The organism is Devosia sp. Root105, from assembly GCF_001424865.1.
GTDB lineage: Bacteria > Pseudomonadota > Alphaproteobacteria > Rhizobiales > Devosiaceae > Devosia_A.
The window spans coordinates 159,313-182,478 of sequence record NZ_LMCR01000012.1; the positions used below are offsets into that span (position 1 = coordinate 159,313).

General features: G+C 64.6%; 23 protein-coding genes. 9 read left to right on the top strand and 14 right to left on the bottom strand.

All coding sequences use genetic code 11. From position 1 onward, the window contains the following. The first annotated feature begins 45 nt into the window (after window positions 1-45). Window positions 46-1,521: an AMP nucleosidase gene (locus ASC68_RS09410; protein ID WP_055878137.1), complete on the top strand. Its 1,476-nt coding sequence runs from the start codon at window positions 46-48 to the stop codon at window positions 1,519-1,521. A gap of 6 nt (window positions 1,522-1,527) precedes the next feature. Here ASC68_RS09410 and ASC68_RS09415 read toward each other — a convergent pair whose 3' ends face one another. From ASC68_RS09415 to aspS, 6 genes are all read right to left on the bottom strand, one after another. Then, the gene (locus ASC68_RS09415; protein WP_055878139.1) at window positions 1,528-1,887 is read right to left on the bottom strand and encodes a YciI family protein; all 360 of its coding nucleotides are present in this window, start codon (window positions 1,885-1,887) and stop codon (window positions 1,528-1,530) included. Window positions 1,888-1,971: 84 nt separating this feature from the next. Continuing rightward, a complete protein-coding gene (locus tag ASC68_RS09420) occupies window positions 1,972-2,586 on the bottom strand; it encodes a class I SAM-dependent methyltransferase (protein ID WP_055878141.1) in 615 nt (204 codons plus the stop codon). 1 nt (window position 2,587) lies between these two features. Next, entirely contained in the window at window positions 2,588-2,878 is a 291-nt protein-coding gene (locus ASC68_RS09425) for a Dabb family protein (RefSeq protein ID WP_055878143.1), read from the bottom strand. Then, window positions 2,878-5,169 (bottom strand): NADP-dependent malic enzyme, encoded by a 2,292-nt coding sequence (locus tag ASC68_RS09430; RefSeq protein ID WP_055878144.1) that lies wholly within the window; start codon window positions 5,167-5,169, stop codon window positions 2,878-2,880. Before ASC68_RS09430 ends, ASC68_RS09425 begins: the two co-directional genes overlap by 1 nt. A 186-nt stretch (window positions 5,170-5,355) precedes the next feature. Further along, window positions 5,356-6,945: an EAL domain-containing protein gene (locus tag ASC68_RS09435; protein WP_055878146.1), complete on the bottom strand. Its 1,590-nt coding sequence runs from the start codon at window positions 6,943-6,945 to the stop codon at window positions 5,356-5,358. Between the two features lie 131 nt (window positions 6,946-7,076). Beyond that, window positions 7,077-8,849: an aspartate--tRNA ligase gene (gene aspS, locus ASC68_RS09440; protein ID WP_055878147.1), complete on the bottom strand. Its 1,773-nt coding sequence runs from the start codon at window positions 8,847-8,849 to the stop codon at window positions 7,077-7,079. Window positions 8,850-9,071: 222 nt separating this feature from the next. Between aspS and rnd the strand changes: the two genes are divergently transcribed. Then, window positions 9,072-10,238, top strand: coding sequence for a ribonuclease D (rnd, locus tag ASC68_RS09445; RefSeq protein WP_055878149.1), 1,167 nt, complete (start codon window positions 9,072-9,074; stop codon window positions 10,236-10,238). A 220-nt stretch (window positions 10,239-10,458) separates the two neighbouring features. Here the strand turns inward: rnd and ASC68_RS09450 are convergent, their stop codons facing one another. Genes ASC68_RS09450 through ASC68_RS09465 form a run of 4 tightly spaced genes read right to left on the bottom strand, consistent with a single transcriptional unit; the run spans window position 10,459 to window position 16,010 of the window. Next, window positions 10,459-11,997, bottom strand: a complete 1,539-nt coding sequence (locus tag ASC68_RS09450; RefSeq protein ID WP_055878151.1) for a Ppx/GppA phosphatase family protein — start codon at window positions 11,995-11,997, stop codon at window positions 10,459-10,461. Next, complete coding sequence (locus ASC68_RS09455) at window positions 11,994-14,159, bottom strand: RNA degradosome polyphosphate kinase (RefSeq protein WP_248310537.1); 2,166 nt, start codon at window positions 14,157-14,159, stop codon at window positions 11,994-11,996. Before ASC68_RS09455 ends, ASC68_RS09450 begins: the two co-directional genes overlap by 4 nt. A 1-nt stretch (window position 14,160) precedes the next feature. After that, a complete protein-coding gene (locus tag ASC68_RS09460) occupies window positions 14,161-14,892 on the bottom strand; it encodes a hypothetical protein (protein ID WP_055878153.1) in 732 nt (243 codons plus the stop codon). Then, entirely contained in the window at window positions 14,889-16,010 is a 1,122-nt protein-coding gene (locus ASC68_RS09465; protein ID WP_055878154.1) for an AI-2E family transporter, read from the bottom strand. Before ASC68_RS09465 ends, ASC68_RS09460 begins: the two co-directional genes overlap by 4 nt. A 108-nt stretch (window positions 16,011-16,118) precedes the next feature. On the opposite strand from ASC68_RS09465, the gene purM reads away from it, so the two are divergent. Genes purM through purN form a run of 3 tightly spaced genes read left to right on the top strand, consistent with a single transcriptional unit; the run spans window position 16,119 to window position 18,266 of the window. Then, complete coding sequence (purM, locus tag ASC68_RS09470; protein WP_055878156.1) at window positions 16,119-17,195, top strand: phosphoribosylformylglycinamidine cyclo-ligase; 1,077 nt, start codon at window positions 16,119-16,121, stop codon at window positions 17,193-17,195. Then, complete coding sequence (locus ASC68_RS09475; RefSeq protein ID WP_055878158.1) at window positions 17,195-17,677, top strand: ATP-binding protein; 483 nt, start codon at window positions 17,195-17,197, stop codon at window positions 17,675-17,677. The genes purM and ASC68_RS09475 overlap by 1 nt, the downstream gene beginning before the upstream one ends. After that, window positions 17,670-18,266 carry a phosphoribosylglycinamide formyltransferase gene (gene purN, locus ASC68_RS09480; RefSeq protein WP_055878160.1) on the top strand — a complete coding sequence of 199 codons (597 nt, stop codon included), beginning with the start codon at window positions 17,670-17,672 and terminating at the stop codon, window positions 18,264-18,266. The genes ASC68_RS09475 and purN overlap by 8 nt, the downstream gene beginning before the upstream one ends. Here purN and ASC68_RS09485 read toward each other — a convergent pair whose 3' ends face one another. Next, a complete protein-coding gene (locus ASC68_RS09485; protein WP_055878162.1) occupies window positions 18,267-19,229 on the bottom strand; it encodes a GNAT family N-acetyltransferase in 963 nt (320 codons plus the stop codon). 67 nt (window positions 19,230-19,296) lie between these two features. Next, complete coding sequence (locus tag ASC68_RS09490; RefSeq protein ID WP_156387300.1) at window positions 19,297-19,845, bottom strand: hypothetical protein; 549 nt, start codon at window positions 19,843-19,845, stop codon at window positions 19,297-19,299. Window positions 19,846-20,006: 161 nt separating this feature from the next. Here ASC68_RS09490 and ASC68_RS09495 point away from each other — a divergent pair, with 161 nt between their 5' ends. The 4 genes from ASC68_RS09495 (at window position 20,007) to ASC68_RS09510 (ending at window position 22,297) form a co-directional block, all read left to right on the top strand. Continuing rightward, the gene (locus ASC68_RS09495) at window positions 20,007-20,393 is read left to right on the top strand and encodes a tautomerase family protein (RefSeq protein ID WP_055878165.1); all 387 of its coding nucleotides are present in this window, start codon (window positions 20,007-20,009) and stop codon (window positions 20,391-20,393) included. Between the two features lie 13 nt (window positions 20,394-20,406). Then, window positions 20,407-21,297: a DMT family transporter gene (locus ASC68_RS09500; protein ID WP_055878167.1), complete on the top strand. Its 891-nt coding sequence runs from the start codon at window positions 20,407-20,409 to the stop codon at window positions 21,295-21,297. Continuing rightward, a complete protein-coding gene (locus ASC68_RS09505; RefSeq protein WP_055878169.1) occupies window positions 21,294-21,647 on the top strand; it encodes a VOC family protein in 354 nt (117 codons plus the stop codon). The genes ASC68_RS09500 and ASC68_RS09505 overlap by 4 nt, the downstream gene beginning before the upstream one ends. Before the next feature lie 65 nt (window positions 21,648-21,712). Beyond that, window positions 21,713-22,297, top strand: a complete 585-nt coding sequence (locus tag ASC68_RS09510; protein WP_055878171.1) for a hypothetical protein — start codon at window positions 21,713-21,715, stop codon at window positions 22,295-22,297. 1 nt (window position 22,298) lies between these two features. Here the strand turns inward: ASC68_RS09510 and ASC68_RS09515 are convergent, their stop codons facing one another. Both ASC68_RS09515 and ASC68_RS09520 read right to left on the bottom strand, forming a co-directional pair. Further along, window positions 22,299-22,784, bottom strand: coding sequence for a VOC family protein (locus ASC68_RS09515; protein WP_055878173.1), 486 nt, complete (start codon window positions 22,782-22,784; stop codon window positions 22,299-22,301). A gap of 86 nt (window positions 22,785-22,870) precedes the next feature. Then, the gene (locus tag ASC68_RS09520; RefSeq protein ID WP_055878176.1) at window positions 22,871-23,164 is read right to left on the bottom strand and encodes a DUF1330 domain-containing protein; all 294 of its coding nucleotides are present in this window, start codon (window positions 23,162-23,164) and stop codon (window positions 22,871-22,873) included. Between the last annotated feature and the right edge of the window lie 2 nt (window positions 23,165-23,166).

Sequence of the window (23,166 nt, forward strand, 5' to 3'; positions counted from 1 at the left end):
GGGCTGCAAAGCGGTGCCGAGCATCGTCTTGCCAACGAGAAGAACATGGACACCATCACTCCGCCGGGCCTGCCGCAGAAGGCGTTCACCGATCCGCACGCCGCCTGGGCTTATGTCGCCGAGATCTACCACCGCAATACCGGCTTCATTCGCGAGCAACTGCTCGGCCTGACGCGCGGGCGCGTCCCCAAGGGCCGGGTGCGGGCGTTCTATCCGGAAGTGCAGGTCACCTCGCGCAGCTACGGCAAGACCGACAGCACCCTGCCCTATGGGTACCTGCACACGCCGGGCATCTATCGTACGACGATCACTGCGCCCGACCTGTTCAAGAACTACCTGATCGAGCAGTTCGAGGTGATCCTCAGGAACCATGGCGGCGCCATCGAGGTGGGCGAATCCTCGACCCGCATTCCGCTGCATTTCGCCATTCCCTCGACCGAGCGGATCGATGGCGAGGCGATCAACGCCCTGCCGATCCCGCTGCGCGACCTGTTCGACGTGCCGGACCTGCAGGACACCGACGACGAGATCGCCAACGGCACGTTCGTGCCGCCGCCCGGCGGCCCCTATCCGCTGGCACATTTCACCGCGCCGCGGGTCGACTATTCGCTGCAGCGGCTCAGCCACTACACCGGCACCGAAGCCGAGCATTTCCAGAACTTCGTGATCTTCACGAACTACGGCTTCTACATGGATGAGTTCGCCCGCGTGGCCGAACGCTACATGCAGGAGGGTCACCCGGAATATGACAGCTTCGTCGAACCCGGCGGCTTCGCGACCTTGAACCAGCGCCTCGGTGGCGGCACGTCGGGGCTGCGGGCCACGCGTACCCCGCAGATGCCGGCGCTTCACCTGACCATGCCGCGCAACCGCGGCATCACCATCGTGAACATCGGCGTCGGACCCTCCAACGCCAAGACCATCACCGACCATATCGCGGTGCTGCGGCCGCATGCCTGGATCATGCTCGGCCACTGCGCGGGTCTCCGCAACTCGCAGGAGCTGGGCGACTACGTGCTGGCCCACGCCTACCTGCGCGAAGACCATGTGCTCGACGCTGACCTGCCGGTGACGGTGCCGATCCCGGCGCTCGCCGAAGTGCAGGTGGCGCTCGAGAAGGCGGTGGCCGAGATCACCCATCTCGAAGGCATCGAGACCAAGCGGATCATGCGCACCGGCACCGTCGCCACCTTCGACAACCGCAATTGGGAGCTGCGCGACCAGGCCTCGATCACCCGGCAGCTGTCACAATCGCGCGCCGTGGCGCTCGACATGGAATCGGCCACCATCGCCGCCAACGGTTTCAGGTTCCGCGTCCCTTACGGCACCCTGCTCTGCGTCTCCGACAAGCCGCTGCATGGCGAGCTCAAGCTCCCCGGCATGGCCTCGGACTTCTACCGCACCCAGGTCAACCGCCACTTCCAGATCGGGCTCAGGGCGATGGAAATCCTGCGCGACCAGCCGCCGGAGCGGCTGCATTCGCGTAAGCTCAGGAGCTTTGCCGAGACGGCGTTCCAGTAGCGCCGCTTACACCACCGGCCTTGGCTTGCTGAAATCCACCAGCGGTCGGACTTCGATCGAGCCAAGCTTGGCCATCGGGTTGGTCGCCGCGATACGGACCGCCGCGTCAATATCCTCGGCCTCGATCAGTACGAAACCGCCAAGCACTTCCTTGGTTTCCATGAAGGGGCCGTCGGTGGTCGACGTCTTGCCGCCACGAACCCGCACCGTCACGGCATCGCTGGGGAGGGTCAATGCCTCGGCTGAGATGCCGCCGGCGAGCAGGTGCTGGCGGTTCGTCTCCGCCTCCTGCAGTACGGCGTTGCTAGTGGCCGAGCCGTCGAAAGCCGTGGCGGGGTCGAAGTAGACGAGGCAAGCGTAGCGCATTGTGAGGTTCCTTTTCGCGCATCAGTCCGGAGTAGTCGCTCCGTCGCGCACGAAATCGACAGGACCTCAGCATGAGGCGCAACGCTAACGGCGGACTGCCGTCACCACAAAGCGTTCGTCATTGACCGGCCCGCCCCACAGGGCGGCGGTCTCGGAAAGGCTGCGGACGGCGACCTCACCCAGGTCAATCGGCATGGCCGAAACGATCTCCGATGCACGAAGTCCGGCACCGGTGTGCCAAAAGCCCTCGATGAGCAGCAGCCTGCCGCCCACCGCGAGCAAGTCGGTCCAGCGCCGCAGTACATCGCGCGGCTCCGGCAGCATCCACAGGACATGGCGGCAAAGCACGGCAGAGAAAGACCCCGGGGGGAAGTCAGGGTGCGCCGCATCACCAACCTGGAACACCGGGCTCGGTCCCTGTGCTGCCACCTTTGCCTGAGCGCGTGCCAGCATGTTGGGCGAGACGTCGGTGCCAATCACCTCGTGACCGAGGGCCGCCAGCAACAGGCTAAGCGATCCGGTTCCACAGCCCAGATCGAGCACACGTCCCGGTTCGGCCGGCAAAAGTTCGGCCAGAAGCGCTGACCATGCCATGCGCGTTTCCGGATGCCACAGGCCATGGTCAGGCTCATTGTCGAAGGTCGCGGCGGCCTCATCCCATACTGCCCTGGCGTCGTCGATCCGCGGCTCGCCCGCCATCTCAGATCGGCTCGTAGTCGATCTCCAGGAACTTCTCGACCTCGCGCTCCCAGCGTTCCCGCACGAACTTCACGTGCTTGGGATGTACGTTGTAGCCGTCGTAGGCCGCCTGGTCGGCGAACTCCATGGAGAAGCCGAACTCGTAGTCGTTCTTTTTCGAGGTCTGTCGCAGCTGCTCGAATTTCTTTACGCCCGGAATTTCTTTCAGCACCAGCGCGTCACGCAGAAACGCTTTCTCCATCAATGAACCGTGGGCGTGCTTCAAATTGAATACGACAGTGTGCCGGATCATCAGGTCCTCTCCCCCAACGCTACCGCTTCGCTGGCGGCAATTGCCGTCATATTGACGATTCCGCGGCTCGTGGTCGAGGGGGCAAGAATATGGGCCGGGGCGCGCGGCCCCATCAGGATCGGGCCGACGGCCAGCGCGTTGTTCATTTCCTTGAGCAACGTCATCGACAGGTTGGCGCTGTCGAGGTTGGGGAACAGCAAGAGGTTCGCTTCGCCCTTCAGCACTGATTCCGGGATGTAGCGGCTGCGCAGCTCATCGTTGAGCGCCAGGTCACCCTGCATTTCGCCCTCGATGATCATCTCGGGGGCCACAGCTTTCAGCTTCTGGTAGGCCTCACGCATCTTGTAGGCAGTGTCGCCGTCGCGCGAACCGAAGTTCGAGTAACTGAGCAGCGCCGCCTTGGCCTCGATGTTGAAGCGCTTGAGATGGTCGCGCGCCTGGAGGGCAATGGCCACCAGCTCATCCGGGGTCGGGTCCATGTTGACGTAGGTGTCGGCGAGGAAGAACACGCCGCGCGGCATGATCAGCATCGACAGCGCCGAGACGTCCTTCACGCCATCCTGCAGCCCGATGATCGAGCGGATGTCGCGCACGTGCTTGATGAAGCGACCCTGGAAGCCGCAGAGCATGGCATCGGCGTCGCCGCGCTTCACTGACAGCGCCGCAATCACCGTGGTGTTGGTGCGAACGATCGTCTTGGCGATATCAGGGGTCACGCCGTTGCGGCCGACCAGCGAGTGGAACAGCTCGACATAATCACGATAGCGCGGGTCATCCTCGGGGTTCACCACCTCGAAATCGCGGCCCGGCTTGATGGTCAGCCCGAAGCGCTGCAGCCGGCTTTCGATCACCTGCGGGCGGCCGATCAGGATCGGCAGCGCCATGCGGTCTTCGATCATCACCTGCGCGGCGCGCAGCACGCGCTCGTCCTCACCATCGGCAAAGGCGATGCGCTTCTGCTGGCCGATTACCTTGTCGATCACCGGCTTCATCACCAGGCCGGAGCGGAAGACGAAGCGGTTGAGGCTGTCGTGATAGGCTTGGAAATCGGTGATCGGGCGCTTGGCGACGCCCGACTCCATTGCCGCCCGCGCCACTGCCGGCGCAATGCGGAGGATCAGCCGCTGGTCGAACGGGTTCGGGATGATGTGCTCGGGTCCGTAGACCGCAGGCTGGCCGGAGGGCGACACTTCCAGCCCGGGGTCATGCGCCAGCTTGGCGATCGCCTGCGCCGCCGCGAGCTTCATTTCCTCGTTGATGGTGGTGGCGCCGACGTCGAGCGCGCCGCGGAAGATGAAGGGGAAGCAGAGGACGTTGTTGACCTGATTGGGATAGTCCGAGCGCCCGGTGCACACCATGGCGTCGGGGCGGATTTCCTTGGCCACCTCGGGCATGATCTCGGGGTTCGGGTTGGCCAGCGCCAAGATCAGCGGGTTCGGCCCCATTTTCTGCAGCATCTCTGGCTTCAGCGCGCCGGCCGCCGACAGGCCGAGGAAGATGTCGGCGCCGTCGATCACCTCGGCCAGCGTCGTGGCGTTCGACTGCCGGCAGAAGCGGCCGCGCCACTTGTCGTTGACGTCGTCTCGCTTGTCGGTGAGCAGCCCGTCCTTGTCGGCCACCCAGATGTTCTCGAGCTTTGCACCCAACGCGACGAGGATGTTGAGGCAGGCGATGGCCGCCGCCCCTGCCCCGGAGGTGCAGATCTTCACCTCCTCGATCTTCTTGCCGCTGAGCTCCAGCCCATTCAGCACCGCGGCGCCGACGATGATCGCCGTGCCGTGCTGATCGTCGTGGAACACCGGGATCTTCATGCGCTCACGCAGCGCTTCCTCGATGGCGAAGCACTCGGGCGCCTTGATGTCCTCGAGGTTGATGCCGCCAAAGGTCGGTTCCAGCGGGCGCACCACCTCGATGAATTTCTGCGGGTCGGTCTCGTCGATCTCGATATCGAACACGTCGATGCCGGCGAATTTCTTGAAGAGCACCGCCTTGCCCTCCATCACCGGCTTACTGGCCAGCGCACCGATATTGCCGAGCCCGAGCACGGCGGTGCCATTCGAGATCACTGCGACGAGGTTGCCGCGCGAAGTGTACTTGGTCACCGCCTCGGGATCGGCGGCGATTTCCTCGCAGGGCGCGGCGACACCGGGCGAATAGGCCAGCGACAGGTCGCGCTGGTTGCCGAGCGGCTTGGTCGCCTGAATCTCAAGCTTTCCGGGCTTGGGGAACTGGTGGAAATGCAGCGCCGCTTCACGCAGCGCTTTCTTCTGTTCGGTCACGTCGGCAGACATAAACACCCTCCCGGAAACTCAGGAGTGAGTGCCACTAATCGAGGGCGATGAAAAGGCGGTGTGCGGAGGAAACTAGCGGAAGCGTTTCCTCGCCCGGTGGCTGTGGTCCCCCACCCCTGTCCCCTCCCCGCAAGGGGGAGGGTGACCCTCACACCAAGCGTCTCCCTCCCCCTCACCGCAACCTCGTTAGGCCGCGCTCACCTGCGCCAATCCCGGCAGCATCACCGGAGCATTCAGCGCTCGCGCCAGATCGCGGAAGGCGCCGGCCTTCAGCGCCGGGGCGAAGAGATAGCCTTGCGCCTGCACCACGCCGCGCGCGCGCAGGTACAGCGCCTGGGCTTCGGTCTCGACGCCCTCGGCGACGATCTCGGTGCCGAGGTCGCGCGCCATGGCGATCAGCCCGTCGAGCACCGGCACCGGCGCCCCCTCGGGCTTGATCATGTCGACGAACACCCGGTCGATCTTCACCACGTCGACGCCGAGTGTCTGCAGGTAGGCAAGGTTCGAATGCCCGGTGCCGGCGTCGTCCATGGCGAGCTTGCAGCCCAGCGCGTGCAGCCCGGCGATGACGCTCTGCGCCTGTGCCATCTTCTCGAGCGGCTTCCGTTCGGTGATCTCGAACACCAGTTGCCGGAAGCTGATCGCCGAGTTGGCGAAGATGGTGTGCACGTCGTCGACGACCGTGCCGTCGCGGAAATGCCCCTCGAACAGGTTGATCGAGATCTTCAGGTCCGGCATATCCCCGCAAAGCGCGCTCAGGTCGGCTTTCACCTGCTGCATCAGACTGACGGTCATCGGCAGCGCCAACCCCGTGACCTCCGCATAGTCGATGAAGGCGCCGGGCGGCACCACTTCGCCGCTCTTCTTCTCCCACCGGCACAGCACCTCACAGCCGGCGAGAGCACCGGTCCTCAAGTTGATCACCGGCTGGTAGTAGGGCTTCAACTCCCCTGCAGCGATCGCCCGCTCGAGGTCGAAGGCCGGCAGGTCGGATCGGCGCACATATTGCAGGGCGAGGATGAGGAAGGCGCCGCACATCAGCGCTGCGACTACGGTGAAGCTCGCGTCGAGATCGCCGTAGTCGGCCCGCACCATGGCGAAGGGCACGGCTGCCGCCACCCGGATCGGCAGTTCGCCGGCAAAGCTCTCGGCAGTGACGAATTCGATATCGCCGCGGTTATCATAGGCCTTGGGGTCGCCGACGGTGACGATCTCGGCGCCGTCAGTCAGCGACACCCGCATCATCGAGGTCGGCCTCAACCCGTTCAGCAGGCTATCCGGCTCGGCCGCCAGAATCGGCACGAAGGCCGACACCTTTCGCGTCGTGCCGAACGCCTGCGTCACCTTCAGCGCGGGTATTCGGAGGTCGGCGTACTTCGCTACCTCGATGGTCTCGGTCTGGTTGGGCACCGACAGCGGGCGCGACAGCGGCGAGTACTTCACGTCCTTGCCGAGCGCGTCGCAGTACTGCACCCCGTCGGCATTCTCGACCAGCACCTGCTTCAGATAGAGGCTCAGCTCCATCTGCCGATGCACGTTGGCGATGAAGCTGGGGGTGCAGAGCGAGGGACTCTCGGCGAGGATGCGGCGCAACGACGAGATCGCGTCATAGGCCGTCGCCTGCACCCGGCTTGCGACCGCATCGACCGATTGCTGCAGCAGCACCCGCTCACGCACCCGCACGTAGGAATCGAGCACGAAATCCACGGCAATGACCGGCAGGAACGCGGCAATGGCCGCGAGCAGCATCAGCACATTGGCATACTTGGACTTCAAGCGAATCCGCCCCCGACGGAGATAGGCAACAAATGCCTAGCGGGCGGACTTTAAGAGAGTGTTAACGGTGATTAACCGACCGTGCCGGAATGGGACGAAATGAAAGGGGCGCCCGGAGGCGCCCCTGAAACTCACTTCGTGTCGGCGATCACCCGCACATGCAGTTCGCGCAGTTGCTTGGGCTCGGCCGGGCTCGGAGCGCCCATCAGCAGATCTTCGGCCTGCTGGTTCATCGGGAACAGCGTGATCTCGCGCAGGTTCTGTGCGCCGCAGATCAGCATGACGATGCGGTCGATGCCGAAGGCGGCGCCGCCATGCGGTGGAGCGCCGTACTGGAAGGCGCGGTAGAGCCCGCCGAACTGCTCCTCGACCTCAGTGCGCGACTTGCCGGTCAGCTCGAACGCCTTGACCATGGTCTCGGGCAGCTGGTTACGGATCGAACCCGAGGCGATCTCAAAGCCGTTGCACACCGCGTCGTACTGGAACGCCTTGATGGTCAGCGGATCCTGAGTGTTCAGCGCTTCGATGCCGCCCTGCGGCATCGAGAACGGGTTGTGCGCGAAGTCGAGGCGCTTTTCCTCCTCGCTCCACTCGTAGAACGGGAAGTCGACGATCCAGCACAGCTTGAACTGGTCGAGCTGGGTGAGGTTGAGATCGAGACCGATCTTCACCCGCGCTTCGCCGGCGAACTTGTACATCTTGTCCGGGCGGCCGAGCACGAAGAACACGGCGTCGCCATCGGCAAGCCCGAGCTGCGTGCGGATCGCCGCAGTGCGCTCTTCGCCGATGTTCTTGGCCACCGGGCCCGACCCGGCCCCGTCCTTGAAGAAGATGTAGCCGAGGCCGGGCTGGCCCTGACCCTGGGCCCAGGCGTTCATACGATCGCAGAAAGCGCGGCTGCCGCCGGTCCTGGCCGGGATGGCCCAGACCTCGACCTTGGCGTCGCTGGCGATCTGGTTGGCGAACACGCCGAAGCCCGAGCCGCGGAAGTGTTCGGTGACGTCCTGCATTTCGATCGGGTTGCGCAGGTCCGGCTTGTCCGAACCATACTTGCGGACTGCCGTGTCATAGGGGATGCGCGGCCATTCCGTCGTCACGGGCTTGCCGTCGGCGAACTCCTCGAACAGCCCGGTAATGACCGGCTGCATGGTGTCCCAGATTTCTTCCTGGGTGACGAAGCTCATCTCGAGGTCGAGCTGGTAGAACTCGCCCGGCAGGCGGTCGGCGCGCGGGTCCTCGTCGCGGAAGCACGGCGCGATCTGGAAGTAGCGGTCGAAGCCGGCCACCATCAGCAGCTGCTTATACTGCTGCGGCGCCTGCGGCAGGGCGAAGAACTTGCCCGGGTGAATGCGGCTCGGCACCAGGAAGTCGCGCGCGCCTTCCGGCGACGACGCGGTGAGGATCGGCGTCGAGTATTCGGCAAAGCCGATATCGCCCATGCGGCGGCGCATCGACGAGATCACCTTGGTGCGCTTGACGATGTTGGCATGCAGCGTCTCGCGACGCAGGTCGAGGAAGCGGTATTTGAGGCGGATGTCTTCCGGATAATCCGGCTCGGCGAACACCGGCAGCGGCAGCTCGGTGGCCTCGCTCAGCACTTCGAGCTCGCGGATGAACACCTCGACCTGGCCGGTCGGCTGCTTGCCGTTGACCGTTTCGGGCGTACGCTGCTTTACCTCGCCATCGACGCGGATCACCCACTCGGAGCGCACCGTCTCGGCCAGCTTGAACGCCTTGGAATCGGGATCAATCACCAGTTGGGTCAGCCCATAGTGATCGCGCAGGTCGATGAACAGCAGTCCGCCGTGATCGCGGACGCGATGCACCCAACCCGAAAGCCGCACATTATTGCCCACGTCACCCTGGCGAAGGGCGGCGCAGGTGTGGGTGCGGTAGCGGTGCATTTCACTCATCTCTTGTCTCTGAGGCAGGCGGATTTCGGGGCCGGACAAGCGCATGCGAGGGCGCAATTGTCAAGTTGAGCGGCCCTGACCGAGAGCGCAGAGAATGCACGGGAACCCGGACGACCACGCCGCGAGACCGTGACTTATTCGCCACTCTGTGCTCGCCATTCGCGTGTCCCACTGTTATTCAGGATTGGTAAGCCTTGTGACGAAAGAGTCTTGATGGAGCTCATTACTTCGACCGACGTGCTCGCCGCCTTTTCGAAGCGCGCCGCCGGTTATGATTTCGTGACGGTCGATACCGAGTTCCTGCGCGAAACAACCTACTGGCCGAAGCTCTGCCTCTTACAGGCGGCAACCCTCGACGAAGCGGTTCTGATCGATCCGCTCGCCCCCGGCCTCGATTTGTCGCCGTTCTTCAAGCTCCTCGCCAACGACAAGGTCCGCAAGGTCTTCCACGCGGCCCGGCAGGACATCGAAATCTTCGTCAAGCTGACCGGCAAAGTGCCCGCCAACATTTTCGACACCCAGGTCGCCGCTTCCGTTTGCGGCTTCGGTGACAGCGTCAGCTACGACAACCTGGTCCGTTCGATCACCAAGGTCGAACTCGACAAATCTTCCCGCTTCACCGACTGGTCGGCCCGGCCGCTGACCGAAAAGCAGAAGGTCTACGCCCTCGCCGACGTCACCCATCTGCGTGACGTCTATGCAGCGCTGGTCAAGCAGGTCGATGATACCGGCCGCTGGGACTGGGTGGAGGACGAACTGGCGGTGCTCGAGTCGATCCATACCTATGTGGTGCAGCCCGAGCATGCCTGGGAGCGGCTCAAGGCCCGCCTCGCCAAGCCGCGCGATGTCGCCGCGCTGAAGGCGCTGGCGGCCTGGCGCGAGCAGCGCGCACAGGATACCGACCAGCCGCGCAGCCGCATCCTCAAGGACGACGCGCTGATCGAATTGGCGATGCAGCGCCCGCTCAATCCCGAGAGCTTCGACAAGCTGCGCGCCGTGCAGCGCGGCTATGGCCGCTCCTCAGCTGCCGGCGAGATTGTCTCGATCCTTAGGGATGTCGAAGCGCTGGGGAAATCCGACCTGCCCAAGCTGCCCGACCGCCACCGTGGTCCATCGCCCAAGGGCGCCGTCGGCGACCTGCTCCGCGTACTGCTGAAATCGGTGGCTGAGGACAATGGCGTCGCCTCGCGCATCATCGCCACCTCCGACGATATCGATGCGCTGGTGCTCGATGACGATGCGGATGTGCCGGCACTGAAGGGCTGGCGCCGCAAGCTGTTCGGCGACAAGGCGCTTGCCATCAAGCACGGCAAGCTCGGCCTCGCGGCGAGCAAGAAGGGCGTCATCGAGATCGAGATCATCGACGACGACGAAGAGTAAGCGCGCTCAGGCCTGTTGCCGACGCGCCGCGGCCGAATGGAAGCCGTGGTTGAGTAACCCACTGCTATCACCCAGCCCACGATGTCATCCCAGCGAAAGCTGGGACCCATTTGTCCGCTGGTGCAGATGGTGAGTTGGGTCCCAGCTTTCGCTGGGATGACAGCCGGTGGGTGGATCAACAGTAAGCCTAGCCAGTTTCCCGGCCGGCGGGCGATGCGCCCTACCCTGCCACCACATCCGTGAGCTTGATCCCGACGACACCGGCCAGCTGATCCAGCCGGCCGCGCAGGTGTTCGCCGTCGAGGAAGGCGAGGTCAGCCGGCAGGTCGAGCTTCAGGATGCCCTTGTCGATGAAGAAGCCGACGCGCGGCAGCACGCCGGGCATGGCCGCCGACATCGGATAGGCGACGCGGAACGCCGCGCCCAGCAGGCGCGCCCGGGCGCTCATCGTCGGGCCGGAAAGCGCCAAGAGGCTCTGGCTCATCGATTTCTGCTTCAGCCCCATATAGCGGACCGCCAGCACCTCGGCGAGGAAAGCGCGACCGGGATGGTCGACGCCGGTGGCCGAGCCGTAGGCGACCATGTCGACGGCCTGCTCGCCGCGATAGTCCGGGTGGCCGCGCCAGCCGATATCGGCGAGGTAACAGGCGACCTTGCGCAGCCTGGCTTCCTCTGCCGTCTCGGTGATGCCGAGGGTGGTCAACAGTTCGGCGGTGAAATCGATCAGGTCCTCGGCATGCGCCGGCGAACGGGAGCGCAGCACGCTCATCTGCTCGGCGGTCTGCATCAACGGATCGACGGCGCGCTCGTCCTCATCGAGCAGTCCGTAAAGGTAGCCCTCGCGTACACCGAGCGCCGAGAACACCACGGTCTCGAACTTGCCGGCCTTCAGCACTTCGATCAGCACCGCGGCGCCATAGGGCACCAGGTCGCGCCGGCCGGAGCTGACATGCTCCGAACCGGTATAGGGTTTGTTCGCCGCCGTCGCCGTGACGATGTCTTCGCACAGCTTCAGCATGTCGCTGGCCTTGACTGCATAGTGCTGCACCATGTGCAGCGGGTAGTCGCGCAGCACCTGGTGCACCTTGGCGAGCGACCGCCAGGTCCCGCCAATGGCGCAGAAGCTACCGCCCTGCCCGTCCATCAGTTTGGATTTCTTCAGCCGCTGCTTGGCGATGGCCTGCGCCTTGGAGGGCGACACATCGGAATCGTCCTGCAGCCGGATGACGCCCAGTTCATGCGTCTCGCCGGTCGAATCGGTGCCGCCCGCAATGGACGACAGCTCGAGGCTGCCACCGCCGAGGTCGCCGACCACACCGACGAAGCCAGGCATGCCGGAGATGGCGCCGAGCGCGGCGAAGTGCGCTTCCTCGGCGCCCGAGAGCACGGTCACCTTGGCGCCCATGATCTCTTCGACGGCGTCGACGAAGGCCTTGGAATTGGAAGCCTCGCGCACGGCCGAGGTGGCAAGGATGTGGGTGGTCCCCGCCCGCATCAGTTTAGACACCAGGGCAAAGCGCTGGATCGCGGTCAGCGCGCGATCGATGTTCTCGTAAGCGATCTTGCCGGTCTGGGCGAGGCCTCGGCCGAGGGCGCAGGCGGTCTTCTCGTTGTAGAGCGGGGTCAGTGAACGGGCGTGCCGCTCATAGACCACCAGGCGGACCGAGTTGGACCCGATATCGAGCACGGCAACAGGTCGCGCGCCCTTGAGGCGGCCCTGCGCGGTGGGGTCGGCGTCGACGCCCCAGTATTGGTTCACTGGCTTCTCTCTTCGTTGTCGCGCTTCAGCGCCGTACCGCGGCCCGACAGGCTCGCATGCGTCATGAAGTAGTCGTGCGCATTGTAGGGCTCTTCGCCCTCCTTGGGCTTGATCCTATCGGAACTGCCGTCCGGAAGCACCTCCCAGCTTTGCTGGTTATCCTTCAAATATGCGACCATGGTGCGGTCGAGGATCTGCTCGTGCACCGTGGTGTTGAGAATCGGCACCATCACCTCGACGCGCCAATCGAGGTTGCGCAGCATAATGTCAGCCGAACTCATATAGACCTTCGCCTTGCGCGAGGGCAGCGGCGCCCCCTGCCCGAAACAGAAGATGCGGCTGTGTTCGAGGAAGCGGCCAACCAGCGACTTCACCCGGATATTGTCCGAGAAGCCCGGGATACCGGGCCGCAGGCAGCAGATGCCGCGGACGATCAGCTCGATCTTCACGCCCCTGCGGCTGGCGTCGTAGAGCGCGTCGATGATCTCGGGGTCGACCAGCGCGTTCATCTTCAGCCAGATATTGGCCGGCTCGTTCCGCTCGGCGAACTCGACCTCGCGGGCGATGTGGTCGAGCAGCGTCTGCCTGAGCGTCACCGGTGAGAAGGCGATCGCCTCCATCTCGGCGGGTCGGGCATAACCGGTGATGAAGTTGAAGACGCGGGCGACGTCACGGGTAATCGATGGCTCGGTCGTGAAGTAGCTGAGGTCGGTGTAGATTTTGGCAGTAATCGGGTGGTAGTTGCCGGTCCCGAGGTGGCAATAGCTCACCAGCTTGCCACCCTCGCGGCGTACCACCTGGCTCATCTTGGCGTGTGTCTTCAACTCGATAAAGCCGAACACCACCTGCGCGCCAGCTCGTTCCAGGTCTCGGGCCCAGCGGATGTTGGCTTCTTCGTCGAACCGCGCCTTGAGTTCCACCAGCGCGGTCACGGTCTTGCCCGCTTCCGCCGCCTGTACCAGCGCCTTGACGATCGGGCTGTCGCGCGAGGTGCGGTAGAGCGTCTGCTTGATCGCCACCACATCAGGGTCGCGCGCCGCCTGCATCAGAAACTGCGCCACCACATCGAAGCTCTCGAACGGGTGGTGGACCAGGAGGTCCTTGGCACGGATGGCGGCAAAGATATCGCCATTGTAGTCGCGGATGCGCTCGGGGAAGCGCGGCAGGTAGGGCGTGAACTTGAGGTCCGGCCGGTCGACGTCGCAGATCTTCGATGCGTCGGCGAGGCCGAGGAAGCCTTCGACCTCGAACGTATCAGTGGCGCCGACCCCCAGCCGCTCCGAGATGTGGCGGCGCAGGGCGCGCGGCATCTTCTTTTCGATCTCGAGGCGGATCACCATGCCGCGGCGGCGCTGACGCAGGGCGGATTCGAATTCCACGACCAGGTCGGCGGCTTCGTCGTCGATTTCGATTTCGCTGTCGCGGATGATGCGGAAAGCGCCCGAGCCCGACACCTGATAGCCCGGGAACATCTTGTCGATGAAGCGGTTGATCAGCGTGTCGATGGTCACCACTTCGACCCGGTTCGGCGCCGCCAGTTCATTGGGCAGCGTGACGAAGCGATCGAGGTTCGAGGGCACGCGCACCAGGGCGGTCAGCGTCTGGGTCGTCCCCTCGCGCACCATCTCGAAGGCCAGGGTAAAGCCGAGATTGGGGATGAACGGGAACGGGTGCGCCGGATCGACCGCGATCGGCGTCAGCACCGGGAAGATCTCTTCGCGGAACAGTTTCTGCAGGTACTTTACCTGCTCCGGCGTCAGGTCGTCGGCCTCATGGATCACCACGTCCTTAGCGAACAGTTCCTCGCGCAGCTGCTGCCAGTGATCCTGCTGCTCGAGATGCAGGTGCTGGGCCAGCGTCGCGATCTCTTCGAGTTGTTCGGCCGGCGACAGCCCGTCGGCACTCTGTTTGGTGAGGCCGGCGCGCAGCTGGCCCTTCAGCCCGGCGACGCGCACCATGAAGAACTCGTCGAGATTGTTGGCCGAGATCGAGACGAACCGCAGGCGCTCGAGCAGCGGGTGATTGATGTTCCCGGCCTCCTCCAGCACGCGCATGTTGAACTGCAGCCAGCTGACCTCGCGGTTGACGAAGCGCGCCGGGCTCTGGCGCAGTTCGGCGACGTCAGGCGCCTCCTGCTGCGGCTGTTCGGCGATTTCGCTCATCTCATTCATCGTCGTCGGCTCCGAGATCGAGGGCCAGCTGTCGGTCATCACGCGCTGCGCTCCGCTGCCTGAGCGCTTCGCCGGCAATGGCACGAGTGATGGCAGTACCACGCTCGAGCGCCATGCGATCCATCATTGACGCAAGGGCAACCGCCTCTTCCGACGATCGTTCCATGCGCGCCACCAGATAGGCGATGATCCTGGGTTCAACAGCCACCTGACGATCGTCGAACAGCTTCACGAACATCTGTGACAATTGGATATCGTCGCTCAGTGACACGGTGAAATGCGCCGCGAGTCGAGCCCGCGATTTCAGATCATCGGTTGCGAACGGCCAGTTTGCAACGGGCTGACGTGCCGTCAGCAGCAGCGGACGGCGGTCGCGCATCGACTGGTTGAGCAGGTGGAACAGCGCCGCCTCGGCGTAGCCCGCCCGGTCGGCATCCTCGACCACCAGCGGCTGGGTGCCGCCATCGCGCGACAGCGCCTCGGCTGTATCGGGTGTGGCGTGCCCGGCCCCTGCCCGTTCGGCCCAGATGCGCGACAAATGCGACTTGCCGGAACTCGCCGGCCCCTCGATCAAGGTCAGCGGACCAGGCCAGTGCGGAAAGGCCAGCACATGCGCATGCGCCAGCCGGTTGCCTTCGCCGACGATGAAATCGTCCTCGGCATGCGAGGCCTCGTGTCCGAGGTCCAGCGCCAGCTGTCCGCCCCCGAGTTGCAGGCCGGTCATTTCCCCGCCGTGGCGCGCGGCTTTCGCGCGGGTCTCGTGACGGCAGCCTCAGGAACCGACGCCGGTGGCGGCAGTTCGTCCGGGCCGAGATAGAGGCTCGATTGCTGGTACTTGGTCAGCGCAAAGCGTGTCAGCACACCGGAAATGGCGGCCAGCGGCACCGCCAGCAGCAGCCCGACGAAGCCGAACAGCAGCGCGAAGGCGAACAGCGCGAACATCAGCCAGACCGGGTTGATGTTGATGCTCTGCCCGACGAGCTTGGGATAGAGGATGTTGCCCTCAAGGAACTGGCCGACGATGTAGATCATCAGCACGATCAGCACGAACACCCATTGATCGGGCCAGAACTGCACCAGCGCCACCGTCATCGACAACGCGAAGCCGACGAGAAAACCGACATAAGGCACGAAACTCAGGAGCCCGCCGATCAGGCCGATGGCGAGGCCGTAATTGAGCCCGGCCAGGGTCAGCGCGGTGCAGTAGTAGACGCACAGCACCAGGATCACCGAGCCCTGCCCGCGGATCACGCCCGCCATGGCGCCGTCGATGTCGGCCAGGACGCCTCGAATCTCGCTGCGGTAGCGGCGCGGCAGCAGGTCATCGACCTTCTCGACCATGCCTTGCCAGTCGACCAGCAGGTAGAACGCCACCACCGGGGTGATGAACAGCACGGCGATGGTGTTGATTACCGTGAGCCCGCTCTGCGCCAGCGTGCCGGTGACGATCCCGGCGAATTCGACGCCTCGACCGATCAGGTCGGTGAGGCTGCCTTCGAGCTGCGCCGTGCGCTCCGGCCCCAGCCATTCAGTGAACTGCGGCATCCATTGGCGCAGCAGGTCCTGCAGATCGGCAACATATCCGGGCAGACCCGCGATAAGCCCGCCGATCTGCACAGCGATCAGCGGCACCAGGGCCAGCAGCAGGCCGAGCAGCAGGACCAGCACCAGCAGCAGCACCAGCATCGAGCCCCACGACCGGCCAATCCCAAGCTTTTGCAACCAGTTGACCACTGGATTGAGCAGATAGGCGAGCGTCAGGCCGACCACGAACGGCAAGAGGATCGAGCGGAACACCCAGAGCAGCAGGATGGCCGCAACAAACAGCCCAGCCCAGATCATTACCTGATATCTTAGGCTCAAGGTCCCGGGCGTCTCTTGCGTGACTGAGGTGGAGCGGTTATCAGCGCTCGGCAATTCCGCTACCCCTGAAAATCTGGCGAACAGCCCATGTCCGACGCGCAAAACGTGCCATCAAACGGGCTCTCGTACAAGCAGGCCGGCGTCGACATAGACGCAGGCAACGCGCTTGTCGAGGCCATCAAGCCCGCAGTCCGCTCCACTCGCCGCCCCGGCGCCGATGCAGAAATCGGTGGCTTTGGTGGGTTGTTCGACCTCAAGGCAGCCGGCTTCACCGATCCGATCCTCGTCGCGGCCAATGACGGGGTGGGCACCAAGCTCAAGATCGCCATCGAAACCGGCAATAATGGCAGCATCGGCATCGACCTCGTCGCCATGTGCGTCAACGACATCATCGTGCAGGGCGCCGAGCCGCTGTTCTTTCTCGACTACTTTGCCACCGGCAAGCTGGATGTCGCGACCGGCGCCGCCATTGTCGAAGGTATCGCCGAGGGCTGCCGCATCGCCGGCTGTGCGCTGATCGGCGGCGAGACGGCCGAGATGCCGGGGATGTATTCGGGCAAGGACTATGACCTCGCAGGCTTTGCGGTCGGCGCCGCCGAGCGCGGTACGCTGCTGCCGCGAGAGGATGTCGAGGCCGGCGACGTGCTCGTCGCCATCGCCTCGTCGGGCGTCCATTCCAACGGCTATTCGCTGGTCCGCAAGATCGTCGAGGTCTCGGGCATCGACTGGTACCTGCCGGCCCCGTTCGAGCCAGGCAAATCGCTCAGCGACGCCCTGCTGGTGCCCACCCGCATCTACGTCAAACCGTTGCTCTCGGCGCTGAAGGCTGGCATCGCCATCAAGGCGCTGGCCCACATCACCGGCGGCGGCTTCATCGACAACATCCCGCGCGTTCTGCCCGACAGCCTTTCGGCCCATATCGAACTCGACAAGGTCACCGTGCCGAAAGTGTTCGGCTGGCTGGCCCGGGTCGGCGGCATGAACGAGCGCGAGATGCTCCGTACCTTCAACTGCGGCGTCGGCATGCTTTGCGCCGTCTCGAAGCAGGATGCGAGCAAACTGGTCGAACATCTTGCTGCAGCTGGTGAAACGGCCGCGATCGTTGGCGAGCTGCGGCCGCGCGCCGGTGAACCGGTGACGTTCGAAGGCGCGCTCGCGCTCTGATGGCTGCAACCCGCGGTCGCCTGATCATCGTCTGCGGCCTGCCCGGCGCGGGCAAGACCACCGCCGCGACCGAACTGGCCGAGCGCCACGCTGGCGTCCGCTATTCGCCCGACGACTGGATGGATGCACTCGGCATCAATCTTTGGGATGAGGCGAAGCGTGCCGGCATCGAGCAGCTGCAATGGCAACAGGCGCAGAGCCTTTTGGCACTCGGCGGCACGGCCATCATCGAGTGGGGCACCTGGGCCCGTTCCGAGCGCGACGCGTTGCGCGAAGCCGCCCGTGCGCTGGGCGCTGCCGTCGAGCTTGTCCACATGGATGCCCCAATCGACGTGCTCCTCGACCGCGTTACCAGGCGCGGCCGGGAATCACCGCCGATCGATCGCGCCATGCTAGAAGATGCCTCACACGCCTTCGAACGGCCGACCGCCGAAGAACTCGCCCTCTACGACCCTCCAGCAAAGGCCCCGCCCCGTGACTGAGCCGAAAAAGCGTGTTGCCATCCTGATCTCCGGTCGCGGGTCGAACATGACCGCGCTGATCGAGGCCGCCAAGGCGCCCGACTATCCGGCTGAGATCGTCGGCGTGTTCGCCAACAAGCCGGATGCCGGCGGGCTGCAAGTCGCCGCCGGCCAGGGCATCGCCACGGCCTGGCGCTGGCATAAGGACTATCCGAGCCGTACCGGGTTCGAGCTGGCCTTGTCGGACGTGCTGAAGCTCTGGCGGCCCGATTTCATCGCGCTCGCCGGCTTCATGCGCCTGTTCACGCCTGAGTTCACCGAGAAATGGCAGGGCCGGATGCTCAACGTCCACCCCGCGCTGCTGCCACTGCACAAGGGCCTCCATCCGCAGCAGCAGGCGCTCGATGCGGGCGACAGCGAGAGCGGCTGCACCGTACATTTCGTCACCGCGGGCACGGACGAAGGGCCAACCATCCTGCAGCGCCGCGTCCCGATCCTCCCCGGCGACACTGCGGAGACGCTGGGCGCCCGCATCCTCGTCGAGGAACACATCGCTTACCCCGAGGCACTGGCCATGTTGGCGCGCGGCGAAGTCAGCTTCGAAGGCTGATCAAGCGGCAATCGCTGAGCGACCGCGCCAGATCATGTAGACATTGGCCCGATCGTAAGGCGAGCCTTCGCGGATCGCCGGCTGATGCTCGAAGCCGGTCCGCTCGTAGAGGTGGATCGCCGACTCGAGCCGCGTATTGGTCTCGAGGAACAGCTCGGCGCCACCGAGCCGCTCGAACTCAGTAATCGCCGCCTCGATCAGCTTCCTGCCAATACCGACGCCCTGTACCGCGGGATCGACCCCCATCTTGGTCAGCTCGTACTCGCCGGGCGCATGTTGCTTCAGGGCGCAGGTCCCGACTACGGCATCGCCGAGCAGTGCGAACAGCACCGCGCCACCGTGCTCGACGATCGCCTCTGGGTGCGACATCACCTCGATGTCATAGGGCTCGAGCACGAAGTAGCGCTCCAGCCAGATGGCGTTGAGCCGGTAGAAATGCGGGCGCAGTTGCGGGCTGAGCGGCACGATTCGCACCGTCTCCTGGCTGTAGGCGCGTGCCTTCGCCGTGATGAGGTCGGCCAGCCCCGGCGCCGCCACCTGCTCCAGCCCGGCCAGCAGCGTCGCCGGATCTAGCCCGGCGCCGGCGACTCGCTCCTCCAGCGCGTCGCGGATCGCGCGCCACAGCGGTTTGGCCGTCTGCAGCGCGGTCTCGGCCTTCGCCGTCAGAGTCAGCCGTCGGGTCCGGCGGTCACCGGCGTCGCTCGCCGTGTTCACCCAGCCGTCGCGGACCAGGCGCGTGGTCAGCTGGCTGATGGCGGAATGGGTCTGGCCGACCGCGCTCCCGATCTCGCCCACCGTCATCGGCCCGCGATCGTGCAGCAGTCGGAGAATCGGGAACCAGCGTGCCTGCAGCTCAATGCCGTGCCGTCCGTAGACCTCATCGGCCATGGCGTAGAGCTGGTCGCTGATCGCCTTGAGCTGGCTGCCCAGCGAGAGCAGCCCCATATCGCCGAGATAGGTCACTCCTGGCTCCTGCAACGAGATATGTAAGCACTAACATATCTCCGTTCGAGGGACCATCGCAAGCCTCTTACTTCCTCGGGTGGTCCGCCGTGCACCACACTTCGGCCTCGGCAATGAAGGCACTCGACAGCGGCTGCGCCTCGTCGAGCTTGATGGCACCAGCCAGTGGGCTGCCACCGACGCTGATCGAGCCGTCGCGGCAAGGGATCCACACGGTGGAGAGGATGTTGGGCGTGCCCCCGAGGTCGTAGTCGTCCTTGCGGGTGAGATAGCGTTCGATCGGCCCGGATATCTCCACCGTCACGTCGCCGGCCGATGCCTGCAAACCAGTATCGAGGTCGAGCTCGAAGCGAACCGGCGCCAACGTGAATTCCGGCTCGCGCCAGGCAATGCCGGCACTGACGCTCCTGATGTGTCGATTGAACTCCGCACCGAGCCACGCCCCGAGTTCGCCATCAGGTCCGATGATGCGGGTGCACTGCGGCGTCCCGAGCACGAGGGCGTGTCCCTTGCCGCGCAGCGACCAATCCACCCGCCACACCGAGGCGTAAGCAGTGGCCCTGCCTCCGTCGTAGAGCGTCACGCACGGGTTGGCGCCCATCAGTCTCAATGTCATGCTGGCGGCCCTCCATCCGCCGGCTATGTAGGTACGGGCGCCGCCGAGACCAGAGGTGGACGAAACGCTGCCATCACAGGAATCGATCGGACCCATCGTCAAAATCGGTTCGACGCGACTCTGCTTTCTGGTTCATCTTCCGGCCTTCTCGAGGATACCCGATGCCATCGACCCGACTTGAAACCCGCGCCGGCTGGATCGGCGATCGCCATGCGGCGCTGATCGCCGCGTTGCAGCGCGCGCTGGTCGAGGGCATCCGCATCCCGGAGCAGGATCGTGACATCCGGATCATCGAATATCCCGCGCATGCCTTCGCGCCGCCTGACGGCAAGAGTGTCAACTACACCGTTCTTGAGATCACGATGTTCAGCGGCCGCTCGGTCGACGCCAAGCGCCGGCTCTATGCCGCGCTGGTCAGCGAGCTCGGCGTCTTCGGCATTGCCCCGTCCGATCTAAAGGTTGTGCTGCACGACGTGCCGCGCGAGAACTGGGGGCTGGGTGGCAAGGCCGCCGTCGATATCGAACTCGGCTTCAAGGTCGAAGTCTGAAGGAGCCGTACCGATGAAACTGCAATACTGGCTGCTCATCATCCTGCTCGGCGCCGTCTGGGGCTGTTCGTTCCTGTTCAACGCGATCCTGATCCGCGAGATCAGCCCGCTCTGGGTAGCCGCCGGACGGGTCAGCATCGGCGCCGCCATCTGCTGGCTGGTGTTCTTCGCTACCCGCAAGAAACTGCCGACCGATCCCAACCTCTACTGGCAGTTCCTCATCCTCGGCATCCTCAATTACGCCATCCCTTTCGCCCTGTTCCCGTTCGCAGAGCAGACCGTCGCGAGCTCGATCGTCGGCGTCATCAACGGCATGACCCCGATGACCACGGTGATCGTCTCCCAGCTCTGGCCGGGTGGTGAGAAAGCCAGCTGGAATAAGGTGGCCGGCGTCGCCATCGGCTTTGCCGGCGCGGTGATCCTCGCCCTGCCCTCGCTCGGCGTCGGCGCCTCGGCACAGATCATTGGCCTCCTCGCCGCGTTCATCGCGACACTCTGCTACGCGCTGACCCTCAACTATGCCCGCCGCTTCGCCAAGGTGGAGCCCTATGCCGTGGCCTCGGCCTCGCTCACCGGCGCCGCGCTGGTCTCGGTTCCCATCGCGCTGTTCTTCTCCGGCATCCCGATCATCACCCGCCCCGAGACCTGGGGCGCACTGTTCGGCATCTCGGTGTTCTCGACCAGCTTCAGCTTCCTCCTGGTCTACTGGCTGTTGCCGCGGGTCGGCGCCACCAACCTGTCGCTCAACACCTTCATCACGCCGATTTCGGCGATCCTGCTCGGCGTGCTGATCCTCCACGAACGCTTCGAGCTGATCCACATCCTCGGCATCATCGTGATCTTCCTCGGTCTCGTTTTCATCGACGGCCGGCTGGTCAAGGGCTGGCGCAAGGCGCCGGCGTGACAGTCAAGCGCATCGTCGCAAACATCGCGGCCGACGACCTGTCTGCCGCCAAGCGGTTCTACGGCGATGTGCTCGGGCTGGACCAGCTGATGGATCACGGCTGGATCGTCACCTATGGCTCGTCGGCGCAGATGAGCGTGCAGGTAAGCGTCGCCGGTGAGGGTGGATCCGGCACGCCGGTGCCGGATCTCTCGATCGAGGTAGATGATCTCGAGGCTACCTTCGCCAAGATTCGCGCCGCCGGATTTGCCGTTGAGTACGGCCCTGTCGACGAACCATGGGGCGTCCGTCGCTTCTATGTCCGCGATCCGTTTGGGCGCCTGGTGAACATCCTCAGCCATACCGACTAGCGTTCAGCCACGGTTCAGGTGACCTGCTCCACCCCTAGTCATCATATGACCTGAGGAGGCCACCGGTGTTCATCGGAACCATCGACGAGAAAGACGCGACCGGCGCCATTGCCGATATCTACCAGACCGAAGCTGCGGCGCTGGGCTTCGTGATGGAAGGCACCAAATGCTGGACCGCCCTGCCGCACATCGCCCCGATGGTCGAGCACCTGCTGCATGCGGCGCGGAACAACTTCTCGCTCGGGCTGGTCAGCTGGCGGCTGATCACGCTGGTCGCCGCCAAGCAGATTCCCTCGAGCTATTGCTCGCATGTCTACGCCAAGCTGCTGGTCAGCGACCTGGGCTCGAAGGAGAAGGTGCTCGCCATCCAGCACGATTTCCGCAGCGCCGGCCTCGCGGCGAAGACCGTGGCCATGCTGGCCTATGCCGAGCAGGTCGCGCGTGACGCCAGCCTCATCACCGAGGGCGACATCGAGGCGCTGCGTAAGCACGGCTTCACTGATCGCGAGATCGCAGACATAGCGTTCTGCGCCGCCTATCGCAGCTTCATGAGCCGCTATTTCGATGCCGTCGGCGCGATGCCGGAATCCACCTGGCTCGACCCCGATCCGGAGTTTCGCGCCGCGATGACGGTGGGTAAGCCCGTCTGAGCTACCAGACCGGCCTGGAGATGGCGTCGCGGTCTCCAGGTTGCTGCTGGTCGATGGCGGTATCGCGACCGACGTCCTCGATGACCACGTCCTCGCGCATCGCGAGTTGCGCGGTTGGCGTCGACACATCGATCACCATGCCGTTGAGGTCGCGGATCAGCCCGCGGGTCTGGCCATAGTCGAGCGCAATAGCCTCCGACACCACGTCGGCGCCCATGGCCCGGGCGCGGTCGAGCACCTCGAACACGTCATCGACCTCGAAGGTGAGGTAGGTTCCCTCGTGCATGCCCCAGGCATGGCGCGGCGTGAACTGGCTCATCTGGTCGATCAGCCCAATCTGGACGTTCGCCTGGCCCTTGGGGGTGAGCACGACGAACCAGTCGCTGTCATAGATCGTCTCCAGCCCGAACAGCTCCTTGTAGAACCTGGTGCTGTCAGCGAGGTCCTTGCAGAGGACATTGAACAGAACACGATTGAGCACGGACATGGCTGCCTCCGTTGACGGGGTGGTTTTCGTCAACGGTCTGCGACGGCGAGGGTTCCGAAACGGCTTCGTAGCGATCCCACAGCGGATCAGCCGTCAAACCCTTCGACGATGGCGAAATTGGCGGAACTCGCGCCGAGGCGGGCCTGCATGCCCTGCTGGTATTCCTGGGAGTGGTAGGCACGCAGCGCGTGCTCGTAGCTGGGGAACTCGACAACCACGACGCGAGGCCCGACCGTGCCCTCGACGACGCTTTGCTGACCGCCACGGACGATGAACCGGCCGTCATTGGCGGCGAGGAAGGGCCGAACGAACGCCTGATACTGCTTATAGACCTCGGGGTCGGTGACCTCGAGATTGACGACCCAGTATCCGCTAGCCATCG

Excerpts from the sequence above, each read along its gene's own strand:
- ASC68_RS09410 (WP_055878137.1), top strand. The coding sequence starts at position 46 with ATGGACACCATCACTCCGCCGGGCCTGCCGCAGAAGGCGTTCACCGAT.
- ASC68_RS09415 (WP_055878139.1), bottom strand. The coding sequence starts at position 1,887 with ATGCGCTACGCTTGCCTCGTCTACTTCGACCCCGCCACGGCTTTCGAC.
- ASC68_RS09420 (WP_055878141.1), bottom strand. The coding sequence starts at position 2,586 with ATGGCGGGCGAGCCGCGGATCGACGACGCCAGGGCAGTATGGGATGAG.
- ASC68_RS09425 (WP_055878143.1), bottom strand. The coding sequence starts at position 2,878 with ATGATCCGGCACACTGTCGTATTCAATTTGAAGCACGCCCACGGTTCA.
- ASC68_RS09430 (WP_055878144.1), bottom strand. The coding sequence starts at position 5,169 with ATGTCTGCCGACGTGACCGAACAGAAGAAAGCGCTGCGTGAAGCGGCG.
- aspS (WP_055878147.1), bottom strand. The coding sequence starts at position 8,849 with ATGCACCGCTACCGCACCCACACCTGCGCCGCCCTTCGCCAGGGTGAC.
- rnd (WP_055878149.1), top strand. The coding sequence starts at position 9,072 with ATGGAGCTCATTACTTCGACCGACGTGCTCGCCGCCTTTTCGAAGCGC.
- ASC68_RS09455 (WP_248310537.1), bottom strand. The coding sequence starts at position 14,159 with ATGAGCGAAATCGCCGAACAGCCGCAGCAGGAGGCGCCTGACGTCGCC.
- ASC68_RS09460 (WP_055878153.1), bottom strand. The coding sequence starts at position 14,892 with ATGACCGGCCTGCAACTCGGGGGCGGACAGCTGGCGCTGGACCTCGGA.
- ASC68_RS09465 (WP_055878154.1), bottom strand. The coding sequence starts at position 16,010 with ATGATCTGGGCTGGGCTGTTTGTTGCGGCCATCCTGCTGCTCTGGGTG.
- purM (WP_055878156.1), top strand. The coding sequence starts at position 16,119 with ATGTCCGACGCGCAAAACGTGCCATCAAACGGGCTCTCGTACAAGCAG.
- ASC68_RS09475 (WP_055878158.1), top strand. The coding sequence starts at position 17,195 with ATGGCTGCAACCCGCGGTCGCCTGATCATCGTCTGCGGCCTGCCCGGC.
- ASC68_RS09490 (WP_156387300.1), bottom strand. The coding sequence starts at position 19,845 with ATGACATTGAGACTGATGGGCGCCAACCCGTGCGTGACGCTCTACGAC.
- ASC68_RS09495 (WP_055878165.1), top strand. The coding sequence starts at position 20,007 with ATGCCATCGACCCGACTTGAAACCCGCGCCGGCTGGATCGGCGATCGC.
- ASC68_RS09500 (WP_055878167.1), top strand. The coding sequence starts at position 20,407 with ATGAAACTGCAATACTGGCTGCTCATCATCCTGCTCGGCGCCGTCTGG.
- ASC68_RS09515 (WP_055878173.1), bottom strand. The coding sequence starts at position 22,784 with ATGTCCGTGCTCAATCGTGTTCTGTTCAATGTCCTCTGCAAGGACCTC.
- ASC68_RS09520 (WP_055878176.1), bottom strand. The coding sequence starts at position 23,164 with ATGGCTAGCGGATACTGGGTCGTCAATCTCGAGGTCACCGACCCCGAG.